The organism is Qipengyuania aquimaris (assembly GCF_020171965.1).
In the GTDB taxonomy this organism is placed as follows: Bacteria; Pseudomonadota; Alphaproteobacteria; order Sphingomonadales; family Sphingomonadaceae; genus Qipengyuania; species Qipengyuania aquimaris_A.
The window spans coordinates 585179-610185 of the sequence record NZ_JAIUZK010000001.1 but is presented as its reverse complement, the minus strand read 5'-3'; the positions used below and the strand labels follow the sequence as shown (position 1 = coordinate 610185).

At 63.2% G+C, this 25007-nt stretch carries 22 protein-coding genes; 13 read left to right on the top strand and 9 right to left on the bottom strand.

Translation table 11 applies throughout. From position 1 onward, the window contains the following. Positions 1–50: 50 nt before the first annotated feature. The 8 genes from argS (at position 51) to tatC (ending at position 6566) form a co-directional block, all read left to right on the top strand. Positions 51–1790 (top strand): arginine--tRNA ligase, encoded by a 1740-nt coding sequence (argS, locus tag LCM24_RS02980; RefSeq protein ID WP_224802689.1) that lies wholly within the window; start codon positions 51–53, stop codon positions 1788–1790. Positions 1791–1792: 2 nt separating this feature from the next. Next, positions 1793–2500 carry an SPOR domain-containing protein gene (locus LCM24_RS02975; protein ID WP_224802688.1) on the top strand — a complete coding sequence of 236 codons (708 nt, stop codon included), beginning with the start codon at positions 1793–1795 and terminating at the stop codon, positions 2498–2500. An 81-nt stretch (positions 2501–2581) separates the two neighbouring features. Beyond that, positions 2582–3601, top strand: coding sequence for a beta-N-acetylhexosaminidase (gene nagZ / locus LCM24_RS02970; protein WP_224802687.1), 1020 nt, complete (start codon positions 2582–2584; stop codon positions 3599–3601). Continuing rightward, positions 3598–4398 (top strand): segregation and condensation protein A, encoded by an 801-nt coding sequence (locus LCM24_RS02965; RefSeq protein ID WP_224802686.1) that lies wholly within the window; start codon positions 3598–3600, stop codon positions 4396–4398. The genes nagZ and LCM24_RS02965 overlap by 4 nt, the downstream gene beginning before the upstream one ends. Further along, positions 4395–4985, top strand: coding sequence for an SMC-Scp complex subunit ScpB (gene scpB / locus LCM24_RS02960; RefSeq protein ID WP_224802685.1), 591 nt, complete (start codon positions 4395–4397; stop codon positions 4983–4985). Before LCM24_RS02965 ends, scpB begins: the two co-directional genes overlap by 4 nt. Positions 4986–5044: 59 nt before the next feature. Further along, complete coding sequence (gene tatA, locus LCM24_RS02955) at positions 5045–5275, top strand: twin-arginine translocase TatA/TatE family subunit (protein WP_100259471.1); 231 nt, start codon at positions 5045–5047, stop codon at positions 5273–5275. 24 nt (positions 5276–5299) lie between these two features. Further along, positions 5300–5758, top strand: a complete 459-nt coding sequence (gene tatB / locus LCM24_RS02950) for a Sec-independent protein translocase protein TatB (protein WP_224802684.1) — start codon at positions 5300–5302, stop codon at positions 5756–5758. 1 nt (position 5759) lies between these two features. Continuing rightward, positions 5760–6566 (top strand): twin-arginine translocase subunit TatC, encoded by an 807-nt coding sequence (tatC, locus tag LCM24_RS02945; protein WP_224802683.1) that lies wholly within the window; start codon positions 5760–5762, stop codon positions 6564–6566. Here tatC and LCM24_RS02940 read toward each other — a convergent pair. Further along, entirely contained in the window at positions 6551–8200 is a 1650-nt protein-coding gene (locus tag LCM24_RS02940; RefSeq protein WP_224802682.1) for an amidohydrolase, read from the bottom strand. The genes tatC and LCM24_RS02940 overlap by 16 nt on opposite strands. A 109-nt stretch (positions 8201–8309) precedes the next feature. On the opposite strand from LCM24_RS02940, the gene LCM24_RS02935 reads away from it, so the two are divergent. The 4 genes from LCM24_RS02935 (at position 8310) to LCM24_RS02920 (ending at position 16888) form a co-directional block, all read left to right on the top strand. Beyond that, positions 8310–9563, top strand: a complete 1254-nt coding sequence (locus LCM24_RS02935; RefSeq protein WP_224802681.1) for a threonine ammonia-lyase — start codon at positions 8310–8312, stop codon at positions 9561–9563. Positions 9564–9712: 149 nt separating this feature from the next. Further along, positions 9713–10555 (top strand): arginyltransferase, encoded by an 843-nt coding sequence (locus tag LCM24_RS02930; protein ID WP_224802680.1) that lies wholly within the window; start codon positions 9713–9715, stop codon positions 10553–10555. Positions 10556–10598: 43 nt separating this feature from the next. Further along, positions 10599–12686, top strand: a complete 2088-nt coding sequence (locus LCM24_RS02925; RefSeq protein WP_224802679.1) for an autotransporter assembly complex protein TamA — start codon at positions 10599–10601, stop codon at positions 12684–12686. Then, positions 12686–16888, top strand: a complete 4203-nt coding sequence (locus tag LCM24_RS02920) for a translocation/assembly module TamB domain-containing protein (RefSeq protein ID WP_224802678.1) — start codon at positions 12686–12688, stop codon at positions 16886–16888. Before LCM24_RS02925 ends, LCM24_RS02920 begins: the two co-directional genes overlap by 1 nt. On the opposite strand, the gene LCM24_RS02915 is transcribed toward LCM24_RS02920, so the two are convergent. The 8 genes from LCM24_RS02915 to LCM24_RS02880 form a co-directional block, all read right to left on the bottom strand. Next, entirely contained in the window at positions 16882–17445 is a 564-nt protein-coding gene (locus LCM24_RS02915) for a fasciclin domain-containing protein (protein ID WP_224802677.1), read from the bottom strand. The two genes, LCM24_RS02920 and LCM24_RS02915, sit on opposite strands and share 7 nt — an antisense overlap. A 13-nt stretch (positions 17446–17458) precedes the next feature. After that, complete coding sequence (locus LCM24_RS02910) at positions 17459–18484, bottom strand: hypothetical protein (protein ID WP_224802676.1); 1026 nt, start codon at positions 18482–18484, stop codon at positions 17459–17461. An 85-nt stretch (positions 18485–18569) separates the two neighbouring features. Continuing rightward, positions 18570–19166, bottom strand: a complete 597-nt coding sequence (locus tag LCM24_RS02905) for a lysozyme (protein WP_224802675.1) — start codon at positions 19164–19166, stop codon at positions 18570–18572. Positions 19167–19363: 197 nt separating this feature from the next. After that, positions 19364–20773, bottom strand: a complete 1410-nt coding sequence (gene glnA, locus LCM24_RS02900) for a type I glutamate--ammonia ligase (protein ID WP_221564121.1) — start codon at positions 20771–20773, stop codon at positions 19364–19366. Between the two features lie 58 nt (positions 20774–20831). Next, entirely contained in the window at positions 20832–21170 is a 339-nt protein-coding gene (locus LCM24_RS02895; RefSeq protein ID WP_090481558.1) for a P-II family nitrogen regulator, read from the bottom strand. Positions 21171–21371: 201 nt separating this feature from the next. Next, positions 21372–22307 (bottom strand): N-acetyl-gamma-glutamyl-phosphate reductase, encoded by a 936-nt coding sequence (gene argC / locus LCM24_RS02890; RefSeq protein WP_224802674.1) that lies wholly within the window; start codon positions 22305–22307, stop codon positions 21372–21374. Further along, complete coding sequence (locus LCM24_RS02885; RefSeq protein WP_224802673.1) at positions 22300–22653, bottom strand: hypothetical protein; 354 nt, start codon at positions 22651–22653, stop codon at positions 22300–22302. The genes argC and LCM24_RS02885 overlap by 8 nt, the downstream gene beginning before the upstream one ends. Positions 22654–22731: 78 nt before the next feature. After that, on the bottom strand, positions 22732–24120 hold the full coding sequence (locus LCM24_RS02880) for a leucyl aminopeptidase family protein (protein WP_224802672.1): 1389 nt from the start codon (positions 24118–24120) through the stop codon (positions 22732–22734). Between the two features lie 44 nt (positions 24121–24164). Between LCM24_RS02880 and LCM24_RS02875 the strand changes: the two genes are divergently transcribed. After that, positions 24165–24998: a DUF3298 and DUF4163 domain-containing protein gene (locus tag LCM24_RS02875; RefSeq protein WP_224802671.1), complete on the top strand. Its 834-nt coding sequence runs from the start codon at positions 24165–24167 to the stop codon at positions 24996–24998. Positions 24999–25007 lie beyond the last annotated feature (9 nt).

Genomic DNA, 25007 nt, shown 5'->3' with positions numbered 1-25007 from the left:
CGATGCCCTCGCATCTTGCCATTTCGCCTGATTCGTTTAGGCGCGCGGACATGGCTGAAATGCAGACACTCCACGCCTCGTTCGCGGCGAAAATCGACGCCGTTCTCAATGCGCTAGAGATGGAAGGGCACCTTCCCGCGGGCGCTAACCGTGCAAACGTGACGGTCGAACCGCCGCGCGATCCCTCGCACGGCGATCTGTCGACCAATGCCGCCATGGTGCTGGCGAAGCAGGCCAAGACCAATCCGCGCGCGCTGGCGGAACTCATTATCGAGCATCTCGGCCGCGAACCCGACATTACCGAGGCGAGCATTGCCGGACCGGGCTTCATCAATATGCGCCTTGCCGACACCGCGTGGCTGCGCGAGCTCGAAGCGATTGCGAACCTGGGTCCCGACTACGGACGCTCGGCGATGGGCGGCGGGCGCACGGTCAATGTTGAATATGTCTCGGCCAATCCGACTGGCCCCATGCACATGGGCCATTGCCGCGGCGCGGTGGTGGGCGATGCGCTGGCCGGATTGCTGGAATTTTCCGGCCACGGCGTCACGCGCGAATATTACGTCAACGATGCCGGCGGCCAGGTCGATACACTCGCCCGTTCGGCGCACCTGCGTTATCGCGAAGCGCTGGGCGAAGACATCGGCGACATTCCCGAAGGCCTCTATCCCGGCGACTATCTGAAGCCGGTCGGCAAAACCCTGGCGGCGGAATTCGGCGATAAATACGCCTCCGCCCCCGAAGCCGAGTGGTTGCAGATCTTCAAGAAGAAGGCGGTCGCCGCGATGATGGACATGATCCGCGCCGACCTCGCACTGCTTGGTATCAACCACGATATCTTCGCTTCCGAAGCCGAATTGCAGGCGGCGGGTAAGCCGGAAGAGGCCGAGAAGTGGCTGCGCGAACACGGTTATGTCTATGACGGCGTGCTCGAAGCGCCCAAGGGCAAGGCGCCGCCCGAAGACTGGGAGCCGGTGGAACTGCCACTGTTCCGCTCGACCCAGTTCGGCGACGACCAGGATCGCCCGATCAAGAAGTCGGACGGCTCGTGGACCTATTTCGGGGCCGACCTCGCATACCACTTCCAGAAGGCCGAGAAGGCCGATGCCATGATCGACATCTGGGGTGCGGACCACGCCGGGACGGTGAAGCGGATCAAGGCCGCCGTCGCCGCGCTCACGCAGGGTGCGGACCGCGATGTGCCCTTCGACGTCAAGCTGGTGCAGATGGTCAACCTGATGCGCGACGGAGAGCCGGTGAAAATGTCCAAGCGCTCGGGCAATTTCATCACCATCGCCGATATGGTGGAGGAAGTCGGCAAGGACGTGGTGCGCTTCACCATGCTGACCCGCAAGCCCGAAGCGCAGATGGAATTCGACTTCGCCAAGGTGGTGGAAGCCTCCAAGGATAATCCTGTCTTCTATTTGCAGTACGCACACGCACGTATCCGCTCGACCTTGCGCAAGGCGGGTGTCGAGCCGAGCGATGCCCATCTCGACCGGCTGGACAAACGTGAATTCGCGCTGGTGCGCGAAGCCGCGCAATTCCCGCGTATCGTCGAGGCGGCGGCACGCGCCCGCGAACCGCATCGTATCGCCTTCTTCCTCGGCGATCTTGCCGCCGCCTTCCACAGCTACTGGAATGCGGGTAACGACGATCCGGCAAAGCGGATCATCCAGGAAGGCGATGCCGAACTGACCGGAGCGCGCCTGTTCGTGGCGGCGCAGGTCGGACAGGTGATCCGCAACGGCCTCGGGATACTGGGGGTCGAAGCGGTCGAGGAGATGTGAGCATGGCGGGCGGCGAATACGACCGGGACGAAGACTGGGACGAGGGCGAAAACCTCGAACTGCTCGAAGACGACGAGCGGCTCCCCTGGCTCGAAGCGGATGACGAGGATGACGGCGACACCGGCTTCGCGACCTCGCGCATCGTGCTGCTCGGCGTGCTGGCGATCCTGCTGGTCGGCTCGTTCCTCGGCGGGGCGTGGTATTTCCTCGGCAGCCATGCCGACGAGCCGCCGGCCGATGGTAGCCTGATTGCCGCGCCTGACGAACCCTACAAGACGCGCCCGGAAAATCCCGGTGGCAAGACCTATGCCGGAACCGGCGACACCAGCTTCGCTGTCGGCGAAGGCCAGACGCGGGAAGGGCGCTTGGCCGACGATCCGGCTCCATCTGCTGCCGGACCTTCAATCGCGACTACGCTGAACGATGAAGATGCTACACCATCGACTACTTCCTCTACACCTGTAGAGCCGGCCCTATCCGGCGTTGCGGTGCAGGTCGGCGCGTTTCCCACGCGTTCGGATGCGCAAGATGCCTGGGTCAGGCTGATGCGCCAGACCGAGGCGCTGAACGGCGTGCGCCATCGCGTGGTAGAGGCGAAAGTCGATATCGGCACGGTCTACAGGCTCCAGGCGGTCGCCGGTGACCGTGCTTCGGCCAATCGCCTGTGCAATGCGCTGAAAACCGATGGATTGCCCTGTTTTGTGAAATAAGCCGCCCAAGCGGCGCTATTTCCACACTTCCTGCCCCCAAGTCGCTTGCCAGTCGGCGGGAAGAAGCGCATTTTTACGCCTATGTTGCCCGCAATCTTCGGCATTTCCGGCCTCGAACTGACGGCCGACGAACGCGCCTTCTTCAAGGACGCCGATCCGGCGGGCTACATCCTGTTTGCGCGCAATTGCGAAAATCGCGAACAAATGCGGGCGCTTACGGATGATCTGCGCAGCATTCACGGCCGCGATCGCCTGATTGTGTCGATCGACCAGGAAGGGGGCAGGGTCGTACGCATGAAGCCGCCGGAATGGCCGCAGTACCCCGCGGGAGAGGCGTTTGCGCGCCTGTTCGAAATCGCTCCCGCCAGCGCGATCGAAGCGGCACGGGTGAATGCCGAGGCGATGGCCCGCGAACTGGCACTGGTCGGCGTAAGTGTCGATTATCACGCGCCATTCGACGTCCGTCGTCCCGAAACCGATAACGTGATCGGCGATCGCTCCCTCGGCAGCGACCCGATGCAGGTTGCCGCATTGGGGCGCGCCGTACTCGACGGGATGAGCCATGCGGGCGTGGTCGGCTGCCTCAAGCATATGCCCGGTCATGGCCGCGCTACCGTGGACAGCCACAAGACGCTTCCCCGCGTGGAGGCGAGCGATGCGGAACTGGAGACGGACATCGAACCGTTCCGGACGCTGGCCGCACACCCGTTGGGCATGAGCGCGCATATCGTCTTCACCGCCTGGGACGAGGAACGGCCCGCCACCCTGTCCCCCACCGTGATCGAAAAGGTCATTCGGGGCCGCATCGGCTTCGACGGTCTCTTGCTGACCGACGATATCGACATGCAGGCGCTCGATGGTAGCATTCCCGACCGGAGCGAGAAGGCCCTCGCCGCGGGGTGCGATATCGTCCTCAACTGCTGGGCGAAAATGGACGACCAGCTCGCCATTGCCGAGCGCCTCGGCGCCATGTCCGCCGAAACCGCCGACCGCCTCGACCGGGTCCACGCAATGATGGGCGAACCTGCTGACTGCGCCGATACGGAAGAGCTCCTCGCCAAGCGCGACGCCTTGCTTGCCATTGCGGAGGCCACTGCATGAGTGACGGCCTGCTGTTCAGCGATACTGCTCCCGAACAGGAGGAATGGGACGGGATCGCAGCGGAAGCGCCGGTCGATGAAGGCGCGCTCTATCTAGAGCTCGACGGGTGGGAGGGACCGCTCGACCTCCTGCTCGACCTGGCACGCCGCCAGAAGGTCGACCTGCGGGAAATATCGATCCTCGCGCTGGTGGAGCAATATCTCGACTATATCGAGACGGCCGAGGCGCTGAAGCTGGAGCTTGCGGCCGATTATCTCGTGATGGCGGCGTGGCTGGCCTATCTCAAATCGGCGATGCTGCTTCCCAAGGAAGAGCAGGAAGACCCGAGCCCCGAGGAACTGGCGCTGCGCCTGCAATTGCGGCTCCAGCGCCTCGGCGCAATGCGCGATGCCGCTGCGCGCCTGATGGGCGGCGACCGGATCGGCCGCGACGTTTTCCTGCGCGGCGCGCCCGAGGGTCTCGACATCGTCCGCAAGACCAAGTGGAAGTGCGACCAGTTTGCCCTGATCGAGGCCTATGGCCGCGTGAAAGCGCGCACCGCACCTGCCGTGCACATGGTGCGCGAGCGACCGGTCATGACGCTCGATTCCGCGCTCGAGCGGGTGTCGAATATGCTCGGCGTGACGCTTGAATGGATGGAAATCCGTGACTTCCTCCCGCCACATGCAGAACCGCGCCTGCGGCGGTCCGCGCTGGCGTCCAGCTTCGTCGCCGCGCTCGAACTGGCGCGATTGGGCAAGGCGGAGATTGCGCAGGAAGACACGTTCGGCCCTTTGCGCCTGAGGCGGGTCACGTGACCGATCTGGAGCGCGCGATCGAGGCGGCCCTGTTTGCCGCTGAAGAGCCGATGACGGTCGAGGCCCTTGCCGGGTTCCTCGGCGATGCGGCCAATGCCGACGTGCGGGACGCTCTCAAATCGCTGGCAGAAATGTACAGCGAACGCGGTGTACACCTGGTGGAGCGGGGCAAGCGCTGGCACTTCGAAACCGCGCCCGATCTTGCGCACCTGCTGCGCAAGGAGAAGGAGCAGGTCCGCCGGCTCAGCCGCGCCGCGACAGAGGTCTTGGCGATCATCGCCTATCACGAGCCGGTCAGCCGCGCGGAGATCGAATCGATCCGCGGCGTGCAGACTTCCGGCGGTACGCTGGACGTCCTGATGGAAGCGGGCTGGGTGAAGATCGCGGGCCGCCGCGAAGTGCCGGGCAGACCGACGATCTACGCCACCACGCCTGAATTCCTCGACCATTTCGGTCTGACCAGCCGCCGCGACCTGCCCGGAATCGCGGAATTGAAGGCGACGGGCCTGCTCGATCCGATAGACGATGCCTTCGAAGCGCTGACCGACAGCGGGGATGATCGGGAAGAGGCGGAAGACGTCGCCTGACTGGCGTATCGCCTGCAGAGCGCCTATATCCGTATCAACACTATCGAAAAGGTACTCTCATGTCGCTCGGCCCCTGGCAGCTTATCATTATCGCCATCGTCATCCTCGTCCTGTTCGGGCGCGGCCGGATTTCGGAGATGATGGGCGATTTCGGCAAAGGCATCAAAAGCTTCAAGCAGGGCATGAACGAAGAAGACGCGGCGCCTTCCAAGCGGATCGAGCACGAGGCGAAGCCCGCCGACGAAGGCCTGACCAAGGACCAGGTCAACACGCCCTCCGACACCAAGTAACTTCACGAGAAGGCGCACACGCGCATGTTCGATATCGGCGCCGCCGAACTGCTGTTGATCGTCGTGGTGGCGATCATCGTCATTGGCCCTAAGGAAATGCCGCGCGCGATGCGCACGGCAGGGCGCTGGATCGGCAAGCTGCGCCGCATGTCCGCACATTTCCGCTCGGGGATCGACGAAATGGTCCGCCAGGCGGAGATCGAGGACATGGAAAAGAAATGGGCCGATCGTAACGCTGAAATCATGGCGAAATACCCGACCGGCTCCGAAGGGGCAGGCGGCGGTCCTGAAATCCATCCCGGCGCCGAGATGCAGCCTCTCGCTTCGGCGCAGGAAGTTCCGGACGCCGATGCCGCAGCAGAAGCCGCGATCAAGCGTGCCGCGCCGAAGAAGGCGCCCGAGCACGGCGGCCACGATGACGCCGAGCCTGGCCTTCCCCTGGGCGATCCGCCTCCGCCCCCGCCGGTGAAGGACGCCGACTGAGATGGCGTTCGAGATGAAAGATATCGACGAAAGCCAGGCACCGCTGCTCGATCACCTGGTGGAGCTGCGCTCGCGCCTCGTGAGATGCGTCGCGGCATTGGTGGTGGCATTCGGCATTTGCCTCTTCTTTGCCGACCAGATCCTCGGCTTCCTGATCCAGCCGCTCAAATCGGCTTTTCCGGAAGGGCAGGGGCAGCTGATTTTCACCAAGCTTTACGAAGTGTTCTTCGTGGAGCTGAAGGTCGCCCTTTTCGCAGGGTTCTGCATTGCCTTTCCCTATATCGCGAACCAGCTGTGGGCCTTCGTCGCCCCCGGCCTCTACGCGCGCGAGAAGAAGGCATTCCTGCCATTCCTGCTGGCGACCCCGTTCCTTTTCCTGAGCGGCGCGGCCCTTGCTTATTACGTCGTCATGCCGACCGCCTTCGAGTGGTTCCTTGGCTTCGAAGGCGAAGCGGGCGGACTTGCCATCAACGCGCTGCCGGCGGCGAACGAATATCTCGGACTCGTGATGCAGTTCATCCTCGCCTTCGGGATGAGTTTCCTGTTGCCCGTCCTCCTGCTCCTCCTCCACCGCGCAGGTATCGTCACGCGCGAACAGCTGGTGGGCGCGCGGCGTTACGTCATCGTGCTGGTCGTGGCGCTGGCGGCGATCATCACGCCGCCGGACCCCGGCTCGCAGCTATTGCTCGCGATCCCGTTGATCCTGCTTTACGAAGGATCGCTCTTGCTCATGCGCCTGTTCGACAGCCGCGCAGCCAAGGACAAACCGGAAGAAGCCGAAGCTCCCGCCGATCAATCGGCCTCGTAGACCTTGCGGCCATTGACCCAGGTTTCGAATACCTTGGTCGCGCGGATTTCTTCCGGAGTGGCAAGCAGAGGGTCGTTATCCACCAGGATAAAGTCGGCGCGCTCGCCCGGCAAAAGGCGGCCGAAGCGTCCCTCTGCAAAACCCGCGTAAGCCGCCTTCGAGGTGAAACCTGCCAGCGCCTGCTCGCGGTTTACGCGTTCGCTCGGCAGCCAGCCGCCAAAGGGCTCCCCATTTGCATCCATGCGGGTGATGGCGACGGCGTAACCGGCAAAAGCGTCGGCCGGTTCGACGGGCGCGTCCGACCCGAAGGCGAGGGTGCCGCCCAGATCGAGGATGGTGTTCCAGGCGTAGGCGCCGTCCAACCGATCCATGCCGAGACGCGCTTCCGCCATCAGGCGGTCGGAGGTCTGGTGTAGCGGCTGCATCGAGGCGATGATGCCATTGTCGGCGAGCTTCGGCAGGTCTGCCGGATCGACGATCTGGGCATGCTCGACACGCCAGCGCCGGTCGCCGTCGAAGCTTCCCGCAATCTCGTCGATCGCATTGAGGAGTTCGGCGTTAGCCGCGGTGCCGATGGCATGGACGGCGGGCTGGAACCCACCTTGCGCAGCCCTGACAAGGTTGTTGCGCAGCTGAGCAGGGGTCTGGAGCGGAAGGCCGTAATTGCCCGGATCGTCGGCATAGGGGCGCTTCAGCCACGCCCCGCGGCTACCCAAGGCGCCATCGAGATAGAGCTTTACGCCGTTCAGGCGAAGCTTGTCATCATAGAGCCATAGCGAGGGACCCGATCCGCCGATCAGCACCATCTGCTCCGGACCGAAGGCATAGGACATGATACGCAGGTTGAGCGAACCTGCATCGCCCGCACGGCGGAAGGATTGCCAGTCCTCGATGGTCGTTCCCATGTCGGCAACCGCAGTGATGCCGTAACGGTGGAAGACCTTTTGCGCCTCTGCCAGTGCAAGGTCGCGTTCCACCGCGCGCGGCGCGGGGACCGCCTTGTTCACGAGGTCCATGGCGAGATCGATGAAAACGCCAGAGGGCGTCTTCTTGTCGGCGAGGAGTTCGATCTTGCCGCCACTCGGCGCTTTACTGGCGGCGGTGATGCCGGCCGCCTGCATCGCGAGCGTATTGGCCCATCCGGCATGGCCATCGACCCGCTCGAGATAAACGGGGCGGTCCGCAACTGCGCTATCGAGTTCGGCTGCGGTCGGAAAGCGGCCGAGACCCCATTTTTCCTGGTTCCAGCCGCGCCCGAGGATCCAGGGCCGCGCCTCGTTCTCGGCGGCAAAGGTGCGGATTCTTTCCAGCGCTTCGTCGAGCGAATTGGTATCCGACAGATCCAGCGTCAGCGCACCGAAGCCGACGCCCATGACATGGGCATGGGCATCGATCATGCCGGGCAGCATGACGCGGCCTTCTCCGTCTTCGCGATAATCCGTGCGCGGCCGGTCTTCTCCGCGTTCGATCAGCTGCGCGATGCGGCCATCGTCGTCGATCACCAGCGCCTCGAAGCGCTTCACCTTGCCTTCTTCATCCATCGTGATGCCCGAGACGTTGTCGACCAGGACGTCGGCGTGAGCGGGGACGGCAATGGTCGTAGCGAGCAAGGCGGCAAGGTACTTCGTCTTCATCAGGCAATCCCAATCCGTAAACTTCAGCCATCGTCGATAAGGCAAAGCTTGGCAGGGGCAAACCCTTTCGCCGATTGCACGCTGCCTTGGCGGCACGTAGGCCTGCCGTATGACCCAGGCAAATCCCATGCCCGCCGGAGACAAGGCCACCGATCTCCTGACACTCGACGATGTGCGCGCAGCTGCAAAGCGCATCGAAGGCGCGGTCGTACGGACCGAGCTGATGCATTCCATCACCCTGTCGGAAATTACCGGCGCGGATATCTGGCTAAAGTTCGAAAACCACCAGTTCACCGCGGCCTACAAGGAACGCGGTGCGTTGAACGCCCTGTTACACCTTACCGAAGAGCAGCGCAGCCGCGGGGTCATCGCGGCGTCGGCGGGCAATCACTCGCAAGGGCTCTCCTACCATGGCAGGCGCCTTGGCGTGCCGGTGACGATCGTCATGCCGTCGACCACGCCGAGCGTTAAGGTCATGCAGACCGAAAGCGTCGGCGGGAATGTCGTTCTGTTCGGCGAGACTTTCGACGAGGCCTATGGCCATGCGCTCGAGCTGGAGAAGGAGCGCGGCCTCACCTTCGTCCATCCTTTTGATGATCCCAAGGTGGCGGCCGGGCAGGGCACCGTCGCGCTGGAAATGCTGGCGGCGAAGGACGATTTCGATTGTCTCGTCGTGCCGATCGGTGGCGGCGGCCTGATGAGCGGCATGGCAACCGTTGCAAAGGCGCTGCGTCCCGAAATCGAGATGATCGGCGTGCAGGCCCAGCTTTATCCGTCGATGTACTCGGCGGTCACCGGAGACGAGCTACCCTGCGGCGGCGATACGCTGGCCGAAGGCATTGCCGTGAAGAAGCCCGGCGACTTCACCCGCCAGATCATTGCCGAACTGGTGGACGAGGTCTTGCTGGTCGGTGAGCCAAAGCTGGAGCAGTCCGTCTCCCTCCTCCTCCAGATCGAAAAAACGGTCGTGGAAGGGGCGGGCGCAGCAGGCCTGGCAGCGGTCCTTTCGAACCCGGAGAAATTCGCGGGCAAGAAAGTCGGCCTGGTCCTGTGCGGCGGGAATATCGACACCCGCCTGCTCGCCAACGTGCTGATCCGCGACCTTGCGCGTAGCGGCCGCCTGGCCCGCTTGCGCGTGACGCTGCAGGACAGGCCGGGCGCGCTCTACAAGGTGATGCGCGAGTTCAACGACCACAACGTCAACATCATCGAGATCTACCACCAGCGGATTTTCACGACCCTGCCGGCCAAGGGACTCGTGACCGAAATCGAGTGCGAAGCGCGCGATCAGAGCCAGATCGACGGCCTGATCAAGACGCTGGAGGCCAAGGGCTATTCGGTCGAAATGGCCGAGCTGGAATAGAATCGGCTCGCAAGCGGCGGAATCCCAAGGCTTTTCCGCCGGCGGATCCTTTTTCATGGTTAAGAGACTTTTAACCGGGCCTTCGATCCTGCATAAAGAATGCGTTAAACATAAATAATCGCACGCAATTCGAAGGATGCCTTGCACTCGTGACGGCCCCGATCCGCTTCCCCCGCTTTTTCGTGACGAGCCCTGCGCCGTGCCCTTATTTGCCGGGCAAGAGCGAACGCAAGGTCTTTACCGAATTGCGCGGCGAAAGCGCTGACGAGCTTAACGAAGCGCTCGGGCGCATCGGATTCCGGCGGAGCCAGACCGTGGCCTACCGGCCGTCGTGCCTCGATTGCCAGGCCTGCGTTTCCGTCCGTGTGGTAGCCGACGAATTCAAGCCTTCGTCCAGCCAGAAGCGAACCATGAAGGCGAACGACGATCTCGTGGTCAGCGAATGCCGTCCGTGGGCGACCGACGAACAGTACGAATTGCTGCGCAAATACCTCGCTCATCGCCACCCGGGAGGGGGCATGGCCGAGATGGACGAATCCGACTTTGCAGATATGGTGGAACATACGCCCGTATCCAGCTATGTGGTTGAATATAGGGAGCCGGGAGTTGGGTCGGAACCAGGTCGTCTGGTCGGTGCCTGCCTCACGGACATTCAGGGTGACGGGCTGTCGATGATCTACAGCTTCTACGACCCTGAGATCGAGGATCGCGCGGGACTTGGGAACTTCATCATCCTGGATCATATCCGCCGTGCGCGCGCGCATGGCCTCCCCTATGTCTACCTCGGATATTGGGTCGAAGGCTCCGACCGGATGCAATACAAGGTTCGCTATCGCCCGCTCGAACGGCTTACGCGCGGCGGATGGGAGCGCATGCCCGAATTCGAACAGAAGCGCCTCATCGCCGCAGCAACCAGGCCGCGCGAGCAGCGCGATTCGGAACCGCTTCCAGCAAAGGACGGAAGCCAGCGCGAATACAAGCTCGCAGACTAAGGGCCCAAGCCTGATCCTCAGGACCTGCGCCGCTGCGCTGGCCTTGATCAGCTATCCCGTGCTCGCGCAGGATCCGCAGGCGCCCGAGCGTCTCGAAGACCTTATTCCCGACAGCGCGCTGGAGGACCCTGAAGCCTGGGCGCAGCAAGGCGTGGATGCACCCGCCGAGGATACATCCGAGGACATCCCAGACCCGAGCACCCCGATCGCGGATCCCATCGGGATCGAGATCGCCTGGCCGGACGAGCTGGAAATCGACGGGTTCGAAGCCCTCGAGCCCGAAGAAGAGATAGAGTTTGCCGATCTCGACACCGGCGCGCCCGTCATCGCCTTCGAAGATGCAGAAGTCGAAAAGCTCGCCGACAATCTGGTCCTCGGCTTTCCTCAGGCCGAACCACCGTTCTCCGAACGCGGAGATTTCGTCGCGCGGTACGAGGCGCTCTCCACAATCGAGGAACTGGACGATTCCGATGCCAACGTCGCGCAGCTCGCGGCGCGCGCGCGTGAAGACGAGGAACTGCTCGCCAATCTCTTGCGCGTCTACGGCTATTACGATGGCGAGATCATCCGATCGATCGGCACTGTCGCCCCGGGTGACGAAGTAGCTCTCGAACGCCCGTCAGTCCGTTTCGACATCATCCCCGGTGCGCGCTTCCGTTACGGCACGATCAATCTCGGCAATCTCGATGCAGCGCCAGATTACGCCTTGCTGCGTGACACTTTCGATATCCAGCCCGGCGACTTCCTTCAGAGCGACAAGATACTGCAAGAGCAGTTCAACCTCGATCGTGCGCTGGGCGAGAACGGATACGCTTTTGCCGAAATCGACGAGCCCGAGCTGCTGATCGATCACGACCGGAACGAAGGCGACCTTACCCTCCCGGTCGAGCCGGGCGGAAAATACGTGTTCGGTGATGTGGTCAGCAGCGATCCCGAATTCCTTTCGGGGCGGCACATCGCGTCTATCGCGCGCTTCGAGCCGGGCGAAACCTACCAGCGCAGCCTGTCTCTCGACTTGCGGCGCGCAGTGACCGCTACCGGCCTTGTGTCGGCAGTCTCGGTCACGCCGCGCGAAGTGCAGGCGCCCGTAGGCGACGAGCCCGGCGTGGTAGCGATGGACGTCGAGATGACCCGCGCCAAGCTGCGGACTATCGCTGGAGCAATCGGCTACGGTTCCGAAGAAGGCTTCCGCGTCCAGGCTAGCTGGGAACACCGGAACATCTTCCCCCCGGAAGGTTCTCTCAGGGTTCGAGGTATCGCGGGCACGCAGGAGCAGCTGGCAGGGATCACCTTCCGCAAGAACAATTTCGGCGGCAGGGACAAGGTCCTTACGCTGGATGCCTACGCGTCGAACGTCGACAATGTCGCCTACGAGGCTCGTACGGTTGCGATAACGGGGACCTACGAGCGTTCATCGACGCTGCTGTTCCAGAAACCGCTTGCGTGGGCGCTCGGCGCGGAAATCCTTGCCACGGATGAGCGCAACCGCGTCATCTCGGGTATTCCCCGCCCCAGGCAGACCTATTTCATCGCAGCCGTCTTCGGGCGTGCCACGATCGATACGACGGATTCCCTCCTCAATCCGACCGAAGGTTTCCGCCTGACCGGATATCTGGCGCCTGAAACCTCCCGAACTGCGGGACAGCAATACTACTACCTGCGCAACCAGGCAGACGCGTCCTATTACCAGTCGGTAGGTAGCGATACCGTGCTCGCCGGGCGAGTGCGCTTTGCCAGCATTCCCGGGGCTCCGCTGTTCGCCATTGCGCCCTCGCGCCGCCTTTACGCCGGTGGTGGCGCATCGGTGCGAGGGTATGGCTATCAAGCCGTCGGTCCGCGCAACGATCTGGGCGAACCGGTCGGCGGTCGCAGCCTCGTGGAAGCTTCCGTCGAAGCCCGGGTCGGGACCGGCTTTTTCGATGGGGCGCTGTCCGTGGTTCCCTTCTTCGATGTCGGGTCGGTATCCATCGAATCCACTCCCAATTTCAGGTACATCAAATACGGCGCGGGTGTCGGCGTCCGCTATGAATCCGGTTTCGGGCCGCTGCGCCTCGATGTCGGCGTGCCTCTCAACCCCGAGCCCGACGACGCGCCTGTCGCGGTGTATGTTTCCTTGGGCCAGGCATTCTGATGTCGGACGTGGAAACCCAGGCCGAGGTTAGCCCGCAGAAGCGCCGCTCGCGCGTTGGGCGTGCGGGAAAGTGGGCGCTCGGCCTTCTTGGCGCGGCCCTGCTCCTGATCGCCGGGGCGCTGGTCATCCTGAACACTCCCATTGGCGAGCGTTTCCTCGCCGACCGGATTGCACGGCAGACCTTCCCGAACGGGCTCAACATTTCCATCGGCCGGATTGACGGGAATATCTACGGCGAAGCGGTGCTCCACGATGTGCGCCTGTCCGATCCGCAAGGCGTATTCCTGACGATCCCGCGTGCCGAGATCGACTGGAACCCTCGAGGCTGGCTCAACAACCGGCTCGACATCGACAGCTTCGTGGCGCGGCGTGCGACCTTGGCGCGCTTGCCGGAATTCCTCCCCAGCGAAGAGGAAGGCCCGATCCTGCCGGGCTTCGACATTGCCATCGACGAGCTCGAGATCGACAATCTCATGCTGGCGCCCGGCATCGCCGGTGACGAGGCGCAGCGCGTCGACCTTACTGCGGAAGTGCAGGTTGAGGACCGTCGCCTGTTCGTGGACGGAAATGCCCGCCTGGGACAATCCGACAGGCTCGCAGTCCTGATCGACGCGGAACCTGACGGCGACAATTTCGACATAGAGGCCGATATCTCCGCATCCGCAGAAGGCGCCATCGCCTCCCTGCTTGGCCTTTCGGCTCCTTACGAGGCCAGGATCAGCGGAGATGGCACCTGGTCTGCTTGGAACGGATACCTTTACGCCCAAAGCGAAGGCGAACGCGTAGCCGCTCTCAAGCTGTCGAACCGCGAAGGCACCTTCGGCTTGCTGGGCAAGATCGACCCATCGGATTTTCTCGAGGGTATCCCTGCCGATGCACTTGGCGACGATGTTGCGCTGAGTTCCCGAGTGACTATCGATAATCGTGCGTTCGACGGGCGCACGATCGTGTCGGGGCGGGGAATCTACCTCGATGGCGAAGGCCTCATCGACCTCGCCGAGAACAGGCTGGGCGACTACGATGTTTCCGCTCGATTGCGTGAGCCCGCGCTCTTCGGGGAGAGCCTGCGGCTCGAGAATACGACGGCCACTGCCACCTTGAACGGTGGATTCAGCGACCTCGACATAGCCCATGACTTGCGTGTGGGGGCACTCGTATCAGGAGAGACGCGACTGACCGGGCTCACGCAGCAAGGCACGGCCCGCTTCGACGGCAGCACCTGGACGTTACCATTGTCGGTGAGCGTCGAACGCGTTTCGACCGGAAATGCGCTCGTCGATCCGCGCTTGATCAACGGCGATCTCAGGGGCCGCATCCAGTTGGCAGGTGACCGTTTGACCGGGGACGATTTGCGGGTCGCATTCCAGGGTCTTGCCGCCAACCTCGCTTTAAGAGGCGATCTTGCCGCCGGGCGATACCAGCTACGCGGCCCTGTGCGGGCCGACGGCCTCCCGCTCGACAATGTCGGAAGGGCGGGCGGGACCGCGATGATCGATTTCGACCTCCTGCCTTCGGGATGGCGACTTGGCGCGGAACTGGATGCGCGGGTAGCTCCGGTGACCAATGACACCCTCGCCAATCTCGCCGGCAGCACCATCCGTGTGCGCGGCGGCATTGCGACAGGCAGCGGGTCCGCGCTCGATTTCCGGACCATGCGGGTCAACGCCGAGAAGCTGCGCATGCAGCTTGACGGTTCCATTGCCGGGGGGACCACGCAGCTGGCCGGGGCAGGCACGCATACGGAATATGGCGACTTCACTGTCCAGGCGAGCATCGCCGATGACGGACCGACTGCCGAGCTGGTGTTCGCGCGTCCGCTCACCGGGCTGGAGGATGTACGTGTCGCCATCGCGCCCACCGCTGAAGGTTTCGCTATCGACACGCGGGGCGGTTCGGTCCTCGGCCCGTTCGACGGCACGCTTGCGCTCTTCGCTCCCGCCGATGGTCCTACCCGCATCGACGTCGAGCGGCTGACGCTATCCGACACTTCGTTCGAGGGCAGCCTTACCCTGGCCAAAGGCGGCGCGGACGGCGTCCTGAACCTCTCCGGTGGCGGGCTGTCCGGCACGATCGGTCTCGCGCCGCGCGGCAACCAGCAGTTCGTCGATCTCGATGTAACAGCCCGCAACGCCAGTTTCGGCGGCGATACGCCAATCACGGTCGCACGCGCGGAAGTCGACGCCGAAGGATTGATCGGCGGCGGAACCACAAATTTCAGCGGGTCGGCAAATGCGCAGGGCCTGCAATACGGAAACATCTTCATCGCGAGACTGGCGGCCCAAGGCGAAGTCGAAAACGGGGTCGGCAGCGTCGATGCACGCATCACCGGGCAGCGAGGGGTGCGCTTTGCACTCGACCTTAATGCGCGCTTCCAGCCTGAACGGATTGCGGTGGCGGCACAGGGCGAATTCGCCGGTCGCTCGATCGATATGCCGCGTCGCGCAGTGCTGACGGCACAGGAAGACGGCGGCTGGATCCTCGCGCCGACGCAGATTTCCTACGGCGATGGTGGTGCGATCGCGTCGGGCCGTTTTGGCGGAGGCGATCTGGCAGTCGACCTCAAGCTTGCGCGGATGCCGCTCTCGCTCGCCGATGTCGCTCTTTCCGATCTCGGGCTTGGCGGCACTATCTCCGGGACGGTCGAATACAGGAGCCCGAAGGGCGCCTTGCCGACCGGATTGGCACGAGTGAAGGTCGACAATCTGACACGCTCGGGGCTCGTGCTTTCGTCAAAGCCGATGGACATGGCACTCGTCGCGCGGCTCGATACCGACCGCTTCCAGGCGAGGGCGACCCTGGACAATGAGGACATTCAGCGCGGCCGGATCCAGGCACTGATCACGAACCTCCCCGCGCAAGGCGACATCACCCAGCGGCTGCGAGCGGGTCGCCTCGATGGCCAGATGCGTTTCCAGGGCGCCGCCGAAAGCCTGTGGAGGCTGGCAGCTATCGACGCGTTCGACCTTACCGGGCCGGTGTCGATCGCGGCCAACGCGACGGGCTCGCTTGCAGAGCCTCGTGTCAGGGGAACCGTAAACAGCGAGAGCCTACGCGTGCGCAGCTCGCTTTCGGGGACGGACATCCGCGATGTGGAGCTGCGCGGGACCTTTGCCGGGTCGCTATTGCGGTTGAGGAGTTTCGCGGGGACGACGGCCAATGGCGGCCGCGTTTCCGGCAGCGGAACGGTCGATCTCGAAGGCTTGGGCGAACGTGTCGAGGGCAGGTTCGTCGAGATCCGGGGTCCCTCGCTCGATTTGCGGGCGGCTGCCGACAACGCCCAATTGCTCGACGCGAACGGGCTGTCCGCAACGATTACCGGTCCCCTTCGCATAGTGTCCAACGGCCTTGGGGGGACAATTGCGGGGCGGGTTCGGGTGAACCGGGCGAGCTGGAAGCTGGGCACCGCAAGCGACGATTTGCGCCTGCCGCGCATCAGCACGCGCGAAGTGAACCTGCCTGCGGACCGGAGGCGCCGCGTGGCCGCATCGAGGCCATGGCGCTACCTGATCGATGCCAGGGCCGACAGCCGGATCGACGTCGACGGCATGGGCCTCGATAGCGAATGGAGCGCGGACATCATCCTGCGCGGCACCACCGACGATCCGCGGATCGGAGGAACGGCAGAGGTGGTCCGCGGGGATTATACCTTTGCCGGGACGCGGTTCGAACTTACCCGCGGCGAAATCGACTTCGATGAGAACGTGCCGGTCGATCCGCGCCTCGACATACGCGCCGAGACGGAAGCGAACGGCGTCAACGTCATTGTCACGATCACGGGCAGCGCGACACAGCCGGAAGTAGCTTTCAATTCCGATCCGGCTCTTCCCGAGGAGGAAATTCTCGCACGCCTGCTGTTCGGCGGCTCGATCACGTCCCTTTCCGCCACCGACGCACTGCAGCTAGGCGCGGCTGTTGCCAGCCTGCGCGGCGGGGGCGGGATGGACCCGATCAACCAGCTGCGCTCGGCAATCGGCCTCGACCGCTTGCGCATTGTGGGCGCCGACGCCGCGCTGGGCCGCGGCACCGGTGTCGCTCTCGGCAAGAACATCGGACGACGTTTCTATGTCGAGATCATCACCGACGGACGCGGCTATAGCGCGACGCAGCTGGAATTCCGCGTCACCAGCTGGCTCTCTCTACTGGCCAGCGTCTCGACCATCGGGCGCGACAGCGTGGTTGCCGAGGTTAGCCGCGATTACTGAGGGGCGAGGACGCCGTCGATCGGGATAATCACCCCGTTGGTGGCTGCTTCCGCATTGCCGACGAAGGTGGCGCTTGTCCCGTCATCGCGCGTCACGGTGAGAGTGTCACCTTCGCTGCTGAAAACGACATCACCGCCGCCCATCGTGGTAACGGTCACTTCGCCTCCCTGGCTCTCGATCGCAGAGAGAATGTCCTCCGGACGCAGGTAGCCAGGCAGCATGTGATCGCGCAGCAGGCCGACGAGCAACGGACGCTGCTCTTCAGTCATCAACTGTTCCCCTGCTTCGCCCAAGGCCTCGAAGGCCTCGTCTCGGGGAGCAAGCAATGTGTAGCTGCCGACCCCGTCGAAAACGCCCATCAGGTCAGAGCTCACAAAGGCCTGGTTGACCGTCGAGAGATCGGAGGCCGCACCCAGGGTTGCAGCCATGGTCTGGCTACCATTCGAGTGTGTTGCGCCATCAGTTTCGACATCGCTGCCGGCATCACCGCAAGCCGGTAACAGGACCAGTCCACTGAGGGCGAGCGACAGGGCGAAGCGGTTTCGTATCTTCGTCATTGGTTGAGATCCCTCAGGTGAGCAAATCGATGGCGGCAGCGACAAGCCGGGTTTCGGGATTGACCCGATACACATAGCCATCGGAATAGCGGTACATCGCGTCCGGCGTGTCGTAGTAGCGATCGCGGTAGGGCGCAGGCACGTTGTAGACGTCGTAACCCCTTGGCATCGGCTGACCGACGCTGAATTCGTCGCCGGTGATCAGGGCGGCTACCGACATGATCGCTGCATCTTCCGGATCGACGCGGTAGATCACATTGTCGGCATAGCGATAGCGATCGCGACTGCCGAGGCCGTAATAGTCGACGTAGTAGTCGGGTACATCGTAGCTGGCGTAGCCGCTGGGCCAGACATTCCCGATGCCCAGCGCGCCGCCAAGCAGCGGCAGCCAGCCGGAAATGCCGCTGTCGCCGTAACGCACGAGATAACCGTCACGGTAATAATAGTCGCCGCGACCGTAATTGCTCAGGCCGAACAGACTCGGGCGATATTCGTTGCCGAAGAGGCTGCGGCGGTAGTCGTCCTTGACCTGTCCCGGCGGGTTGCAACCGTTACGCTTTTTCGCAAGGCCGGGGGGGCATCCGTCTACCAGACCGCGGTCACGCTGCTCGCGCTCGAGCCAGAAACCGCGCCCGTCATACGAGACACGGACATCGCGATAGTCGTTGCCGCGATCGTTATAGCGAACGCGATTGCCGTTGCCGTTATTGCCACTTCCCTGACCATTGCCGCGGTCATAGGTGCGCACGGCATTGCGGTTCGCATTCCCGTTCCCGTTTCCGTTTCCGCGGTTGGAATTTGCGGCCTGTACCGGACGGCGATCGGGGCCACGGTCGGCCTTCGCGTTTCCATTTCCATTCCCACGGACCTGCTGCCGCTGCGGGCCGCGATCAGCCTTCGCATTGCCGCCGCCCTTGTTCTGGGCAGCCGCGGGCTTACCGCCCCCGCGATCGTTTCCGTTACCCTTACCGTTACCTTGGGCGTAGGCTCCGCTTGCGGCGAGCGCGATTGCGGCGGCTCCTGCCAGCAAAATACGCATTTGTTAGTCTCCTTTGCGAGCTTCAACGGAGGGTCGGCCCATCCGGTTCCGGTTCATTTTTCGGCAAGGTTTTCAACCGCGAAGCCTAAGACCGATAAATTCGGGCTTCCGCTGCGCGTCTTCTGACGAGACCTTTAAGGACCTTGCCCCCAGCATGCTTCCAGCGCGCGAACTCCTGCGCCGCCTCGTCGAAGCGGCCGGCGCGATGCAGGCCGGTGAGGGTGGCGCGGCGGATCGCCCCGGTGTTGTAATGGAAGCTGACAAGCGCATCGAACTGGCCTTGCGTTGTCGGTGCATCGCCGATGGCGGCCGCGACTTCTGCCGCATAGCGTTCCAGATCGGCTTCGAGCCGGGCGTCGCACTCCTCCTTTGTCCAGACGGTGTCGGGGCCTATCCCGGGGCCTGTTGCCCCCCAGCCTATGGTCCAGGGGGCTCCGCCGGTTCCGGGATCGGGATAGGCTTCGATCATGCCGTCGCGGCGCAAGCGCGCGCAGCCTTCGAAACTCTTGATCAATTGGATTCCCGCTTCGCCGATCCGACAGAGTGGAACGGGTGGAACACGGTCCTGGGACAAAACTTCCGAGGACCGGTCGATCGCCTGGTCCAGAGCGTCGACCTCGGATTGACGAAAGCTCCGCCCGAGCAGGCGGCGGACAAGATCGAATATCGGTTTGCGGTTCATTTCTCTCGTACCTCGCAGATTAGTGAGGCCGAGGGATTAGGCAGATTCCAGCCGAGTAGGAAAATAGCGAGCGCAGTGCTGAATGCCTATTGCGCACAAAATATAGGGCGCCCGGATTTCTCCGGACGCCCACTCGGTGATCACTGCGCTGTAATGCTGAAAGATTAAGCGCTTATGTATCGTTTTGCCGGCGCAGATCAGGCGCTGTAATACATGTCGAACTCGGCCGGACACGGCGTGGTTTCGACACGCAGCACTTCGTCCCACTTGAGCTCGCAGTAAGCCTCGATCTGGTCCTTGGTGAAGACCTCGCCCTTGAGCAGGAAGTCGTGATCGGCTTCCAGCGCTTCGAGAGCTTCGCGAAGCGATCCGCAGACAGTCGGCACTTCTGCCAGTTCTGCCGGCGGCAGGTCGTAGAGGTTCTTATCCATGGCTTCGCCCGGGTGGATCTTGTTGGTGATCCCGTCGAGACCGGCCATGAGCAGGGCCGCATAGGCAAGGTAGGGGTTCGCCATCGCGTCGGGGAAGCGGAATTCCACGCGCTTCGCCTTGTCGCCCGTGCCGTAGGGAATACGGCAGGATGCCGAACGGTTGCGTGCCGAATAGGCCAGCAGGACCGGCGCTTCGAAGCCCGGCACCAAGCGCTTGTAGCTGTTGGTCGTCGGGTTGGTGAAGGCGTTCAGCGCCTTGGCATGCTTGATGACGCCGCCGATGTAATAGAGGCAGTTTTCCGACAGGCCGCCGTACTGGTTGCCCGCGAAGGTCGGCTTGCCGCCGTCCCAGATCGACATGTGGGTGTGCATGCCGCTGCCGTTATCGTCCTTGATGGGCTTGGGCATGAAGGTCGCGGTCTTGCCGTAGATATGCGCGACCTGGTGCACGACGTACTTGTAGATCTGCATCTGGTCGGCGGTTTCAACGAGCGTGCCGAAGGTGAGGCCGAGCTCGTGCTGCGCTGCGGCCACTTCGTGGTGGTGCTTGTCGCAGTTGAGGCCCATTTCGATCATGGTCGAAACCATCTCGCCCCGGATGTCGACGGCGCTGTCGACCGGAGCAACGGGGAAGTAGCCGCCCTTGGCACGCGGACGGTGCGCGAGGTTGCCGCTCTCGTATTCCTTGCCGCTGTTGGTCGGCAGTTCGATATCGTCGATCGCGTAGCCCGAACCGGCATAGCCGTCTTCGAAACGCACATCGTCAAACATGAAGAATTCGGCTTCGGGGCCAACGTAGATGGTGTCACCGATGCCGGTCGACTTGAGATAGTTCTCGGCGCGTTTGGCGGTGGTGCGCGGGTCGCGCGAATACCAGTCGCCGGTCGACGGTTCGACGATGTCGCAGAACATGATGAGCATCGGTTCGGCGCTGAACGGGTCGACATAGACGCGTTCCAGGTCGGGCTTCAGGATCATATCGCTTTCGTTGATGACCTTCCAGCCGGCGATCGAGGAACCGTCGAACATGAGGCCGTCTTCAAGCTGGTCTTCGTCGAGCGTCTTGGCGACCATGGTGAGGTGCTGCCACTTGCCCTTCGGGTCCGTGAAGCGCAGGTCGACCCATTCGATTTCCTCGTCCTTGATACGCTTCAGGACGTCCTTCGCATTTGCCATTAGATTGCCTCCAGTAGGGGTAGTTCGTGTTGGTCCCGGCTTTGGGCCGGTTTGAAATTCAGATTGCGTCTTCGTCTTTTTCGCCGGTGCGGATGCGCAGCGCGCTCTCGATGGCGGAAACGAAGATCTTGCCGTCGCCGATGCGTCCGGTCTGGGCAGCTGCGGCGATGGCTTCGACGGTGCGTTCGGCGATATCGCTGGAAACGATCACCTCGAGTTTTACCTTGGGCAGGAAGTCGACGACGTATTCGGCGCCGCGATAGAGTTCGGTGTGGCCTTTCTGGCGGCCGAAACCCTTGGCCTCGGTCACAGTGATGCCGGACACGCCGATTTCGTGCAGCGCTTCCTTCACCTCGTCGAGCTTGAAGGGTTTGATGATCGCTTCGATCTTTTTCACGTCTATCCGATTCCCGCCTGCTTGTGTGAGTGCGCCCTCGCTAAACGAATGCGCCTCTGCGCGCGGTGTTCCAAGAATCGTGCCAAGCTGGAGAGGCACGGTCTCGGCAGGAGGAATCGCGCAATTGCGTGGTCCCGTGAGAGATGGCCTCTTGCCAGCCGGAAGTGACTGCCCAATGCGCAGTCTAGCGCTGCCTAATTTTTAGGCAGAAGGAAGGGCCAAGCCCGCCGTTTCAGGAAGGCCGCATAGCAGGTTCAGGTTCTGCACGGCGGCCCCGCTGGCACCCTTACCGAGGTTGTCCAGCCGTGCCACGAGACGTGCGTGCCAGCCGCCTTCGTTGCCGAATACGAACAGCTCCATCGCATCCGATGGCGTGGCATCCTTTTCCAGGACGAGCTTGTCGACACCGGCGCTCTCGCGCACCGAAACAACCGCGCTGTCGGAATAGAATTCGCGCAGTGCCTCGTGCAGCGCGTCGGCTGTGGGTTCGCCCTCCATTGCGCCGAGGTGCAAGGGTACTTCCACGATCATGCCGCGATAGGCGGGGACGACGGACGGCGCGAAGATCACTCCGTGCTTTAGCCCTGCATGGGCTTTCATTTCGGGGCGATGCTTGTGCGCCATGGAATAGCCATAGCTCTGCAAGGCAGGCGCGCCATCCTGCTCGAATTGCGCGATCATGGCCTTGCCGCCGCCGGAATATCCGCTCGTCGCATTGATCGTGTAGGGCCAGTCGGCAGGAAGCCGGCCCTGCTTCACGAGCGGGGCGACGAGGGCGAGGAAGCCGGTCGGATAGCAACCGGGATTGCTCACCCGCCGCGCATCGGCGACGCGTTCGCGGCCGACGAGTTCGGGGAAACCGTAACACCAGCCCTCGGCCGTGCGATGGGCGCTGGAGGCATCGATGACGCGGGTGCCGCCTGCCGGATCGATCAGATCGACAGCCTCGCGCGCGGCATCGTCAGGCAGGCACAGGATCGCAACGTCTGCCTCGTTCAATGCCTCGCGCCGCGCAGCTGTGTCCTTGCGCCTGTCGTCGTCGAGCGTGATGAGTTCGAATTCGCTGCGACCTTCGAGACGCGCGGCGATCTCCAGGCCGGTGGTCCCGGCAGCGCCGTCGATGAAGACCTTATGCACCGGTGTCGGGGGCGAGGGCGTTTATGCGGACATAACCGCTCGGCCCTTCCGGTCCCTTGGTTATCCAGGCCCAGTCGCCGGCCACGTCGAGCAATTCGACATCGCTGTTTGCCGCGAGCGTGGAGCCATCGTCCGCATCGTCGCGCATGGCCAGTTTCAGCACGGCGTCACTGGCACCGATCGCACGTTTCACGGGAACGACATAATGCGCTGCCAGATAGCGTCCAGCCAGCGCGATATGCGCCAGGTCGCCTCTGAGCGGCAGGGTGCCGGGCGCAGGCCGATCCACCGGACCTTTCAGTCCTACGATACCGTCCGGCAGGGAATACTGTGCGTCTTCGCTCACGAAACCTGTCTGGCTTGATATTTGTTACAAGCTCGGGCGCTTAGCCGCGCGCGCCCGTTCTCGCAAGACATGCGCCGGTCATGTCCCCGTATAGCGCGCTTTGAGCATGTGCCACGCAGCGCGCAGGCCGTAGGCATCGCCGCCCTTGGGGCGTCCGGGCTTGGCAGCAGGGCGCCACGCGAAGGTATCGAAATGGGCCCAATCCAGTCCTTCGCCAACGAACTTGTCGAGGAATAGGCCAGCGACGCTGGCGCCTGCAAAGGCGTTTCCGTGCGCATTGTTCGTGTCGGCAATGTCGGATGCCAGCCATTCCTTGTAGGCATCGGGAAGCGGCAGCCTCCATGGCTCGTCGTCGACACCCCGTCCGGCTTCGATCAGCGCGTCTGCCGTCTCGTCGCGGCGGGTCATGAGGGCCGGGTAATCGGGGCCGAGAGCGACGCGTGCGGCGCCTGTCAGCGTCGCGAAATCGAGGATCAGGTCGGGGTCCTCCTCGCTCGCCCGCGTCAGGGCATCGCCCAAAATCAGGCGGCCTTCGGCATCGGTATTGCCGATTTCCACCGTCAGCCCCTTGCGGGACGAGAGCACGTCGCCTGGACGAAAGGCATTGCCTGCAATGGCATTTTCGACTGCGGGCACGAGCAGGTGCAGGCGTACGGGCAGCTTGCCGCCCATGATCAGCCCGCCGAGGGCCAGCGCGTGGGCGGCGCCGCCCATGTCCTTCTTCATCAGCTTCATTCCGGCCGCGCTTTTCACGTCGAGCCCGCCGCTATCGAAGCAGACGCCCTTGCCGACGACGGCCAGAACCGGATCGCTTTCCTTGCCCCATGTGAGATGGATGAGGCGCGGTGCGTGCTTGCGTTCGGCAGCGCGGCCAACTGCGTGGACCATGGGGTAGTCCTGCTCCAACGCATCGCCGCGAACCACCTTGAGGTCTGCGCCATGGGTCTTGGCGAGCTCTTCCGCCTGCGCTTCGAGCGATGCAGGCCCCATGTCTTCGGCAGGTGTGTTGACCAGATCGCGCACGAGGCCCACGGCTTTCGCTTCCGCGATCGCGCCGTCGATACGTCCGGCCTGTTTGGTCAGGAGGATGCGCGGCCCGGTCGGGTTTTCCGGCTTCTTGTAGCGTTCGAACGTATATTGCGCCGTCTGCCAGCCATGCATCGCAGGTCCGGGCTCTCCCTCGGCGCGGCGATAGGTGCCTTCCGGCAGGACTTCTGCCAGCTTGGCCATGCACCAGCTGGAAAGCTCGTCCGGGTTGGCAACGCCGCCCACGGCAAACCATCCGTCACCATCGGGCACGATCGCGGTCTGGTAGCCGCCACCATCGAATTTCTGCGCCTTCAGGGCCTCGCGCTGGCCTGCGGACAGTTTTTTCGCCCACTTTTCGAACCCGTCCTTATTAACAAGGTGGATAAGCGTTGCGTCCTGGCCCTGGTCGGGCTGGATGAGAGCTGCGGTTTCGGCCATTGGTATTCACCCCGTACTAATTTGATCTCGGGCATGGAAATGAGATGCGACACCGCCTGTTCCTGATTTCACTCGCCCTGTCGAGTGCTGCTTGTACGCAATCGCCCGCCTTTACCGAGGTCCAGGACGATGCGCCTGCGGCTACGGCAAGTGCCAGCGCCGATGCTGCGTCGGCTAGTGACGCCGCGCCTGCCGCGGTGACCTTCGAGGACGATGCGCGCAAGGGGGATGCGGCTCGCGAATTCGCTTACAGCTGGCCTGCGGAAGTGTCCGCAATTCCTGCGCTGGAGGAAATCCTGCGTAGCGAGCGTGACGAAGCGCTGGCCGAGCAAAAGGCAGAGTGGGAGCGCTCGCTGGCCGATTTCGCCGGCGAGGATTGCGTGAGTTGCGTGGGCCGGGGCTATGAAGTGACATGGAAGGTCGCTGCCGACATTCCCGGCTGGCTCAGCCTGACCCGCGATATGTATCTCTACACAGGCGGCGCGCACGGAATGTCCGGCCGCACCTCGCTCGTCTGGGACCGCGCAAAGGGCGTCGGTGTCGCAGGTGCTGACCTGTTCGAATCCGCAGTGGCCCTTGAGAACGCGCTAGGCGCGAAGCTTTGCGCGACCCTCAACAAGGAACGCGAAGAGCGGCGCGGCAGCCCGGTCGATCAACAAAGCGATGCGATATTCGAGGAATGCCCCAGTCTCGATGAAGCCAGCATCTTCATCGGCTCGTCCGACGGGAAGTATTTCGACCGCATCGGTGTCTATTTCGGGCCCTATGTCGCGGGTCCATATGCCGAGGGAAGCTACGAGCTGGATTTTCCCGTCACCGCATCGGTGCTCGACGCTGTGAAGCCCGCCTATGCCGGAGCGTTTCGCGTCCGCAACTGACGGACCTCG

What these genes read in the sequence shown, in the direction of transcription:
- LCM24_RS02875 (WP_224802671.1), top strand. Translation starts at nt 24,165, where the DNA reads ATGCGACACCGCCTGTTCCTGATTTCACTCGCCCTGTCGAGTGCTGCT.
- LCM24_RS02905 (WP_224802675.1), bottom strand. Translation starts at nt 19,166, where the DNA reads ATGAACCGCAAACCGATATTCGATCTTGTCCGCCGCCTGCTCGGGCGG.
- tatB (WP_224802684.1), top strand. Translation starts at nt 5,300, where the DNA reads ATGTTCGATATCGGCGCCGCCGAACTGCTGTTGATCGTCGTGGTGGCG.
- tatC (WP_224802683.1), top strand. Translation starts at nt 5,760, where the DNA reads ATGGCGTTCGAGATGAAAGATATCGACGAAAGCCAGGCACCGCTGCTC.
- glnA (WP_221564121.1), bottom strand. Translation starts at nt 20,773, where the DNA reads ATGGCAAATGCGAAGGACGTCCTGAAGCGTATCAAGGACGAGGAAATC.
- nagZ (WP_224802687.1), top strand. Translation starts at nt 2,582, where the DNA reads ATGTTGCCCGCAATCTTCGGCATTTCCGGCCTCGAACTGACGGCCGAC.
- LCM24_RS02975 (WP_224802688.1), top strand. Translation starts at nt 1,793, where the DNA reads ATGGCGGGCGGCGAATACGACCGGGACGAAGACTGGGACGAGGGCGAA.
- LCM24_RS02915 (WP_224802677.1), bottom strand. Translation starts at nt 17,445, where the DNA reads ATGACGAAGATACGAAACCGCTTCGCCCTGTCGCTCGCCCTCAGTGGA.
- LCM24_RS02910 (WP_224802676.1), bottom strand. Translation starts at nt 18,484, where the DNA reads ATGCGTATTTTGCTGGCAGGAGCCGCCGCAATCGCGCTCGCCGCAAGC.
- argS (WP_224802689.1), top strand. Translation starts at nt 51, where the DNA reads ATGGCTGAAATGCAGACACTCCACGCCTCGTTCGCGGCGAAAATCGAC.
- LCM24_RS02965 (WP_224802686.1), top strand. Translation starts at nt 3,598, where the DNA reads ATGAGTGACGGCCTGCTGTTCAGCGATACTGCTCCCGAACAGGAGGAA.
- LCM24_RS02935 (WP_224802681.1), top strand. Translation starts at nt 8,310, where the DNA reads ATGACCCAGGCAAATCCCATGCCCGCCGGAGACAAGGCCACCGATCTC.
- tatA (WP_100259471.1), top strand. Translation starts at nt 5,045, where the DNA reads ATGTCGCTCGGCCCCTGGCAGCTTATCATTATCGCCATCGTCATCCTC.
- LCM24_RS02920 (WP_224802678.1), top strand. Translation starts at nt 12,686, where the DNA reads ATGTCGGACGTGGAAACCCAGGCCGAGGTTAGCCCGCAGAAGCGCCGC.
- LCM24_RS02940 (WP_224802682.1), bottom strand. Translation starts at nt 8,200, where the DNA reads ATGAAGACGAAGTACCTTGCCGCCTTGCTCGCTACGACCATTGCCGTC.
- LCM24_RS02880 (WP_224802672.1), bottom strand. Translation starts at nt 24,120, where the DNA reads ATGGCCGAAACCGCAGCTCTCATCCAGCCCGACCAGGGCCAGGACGCA.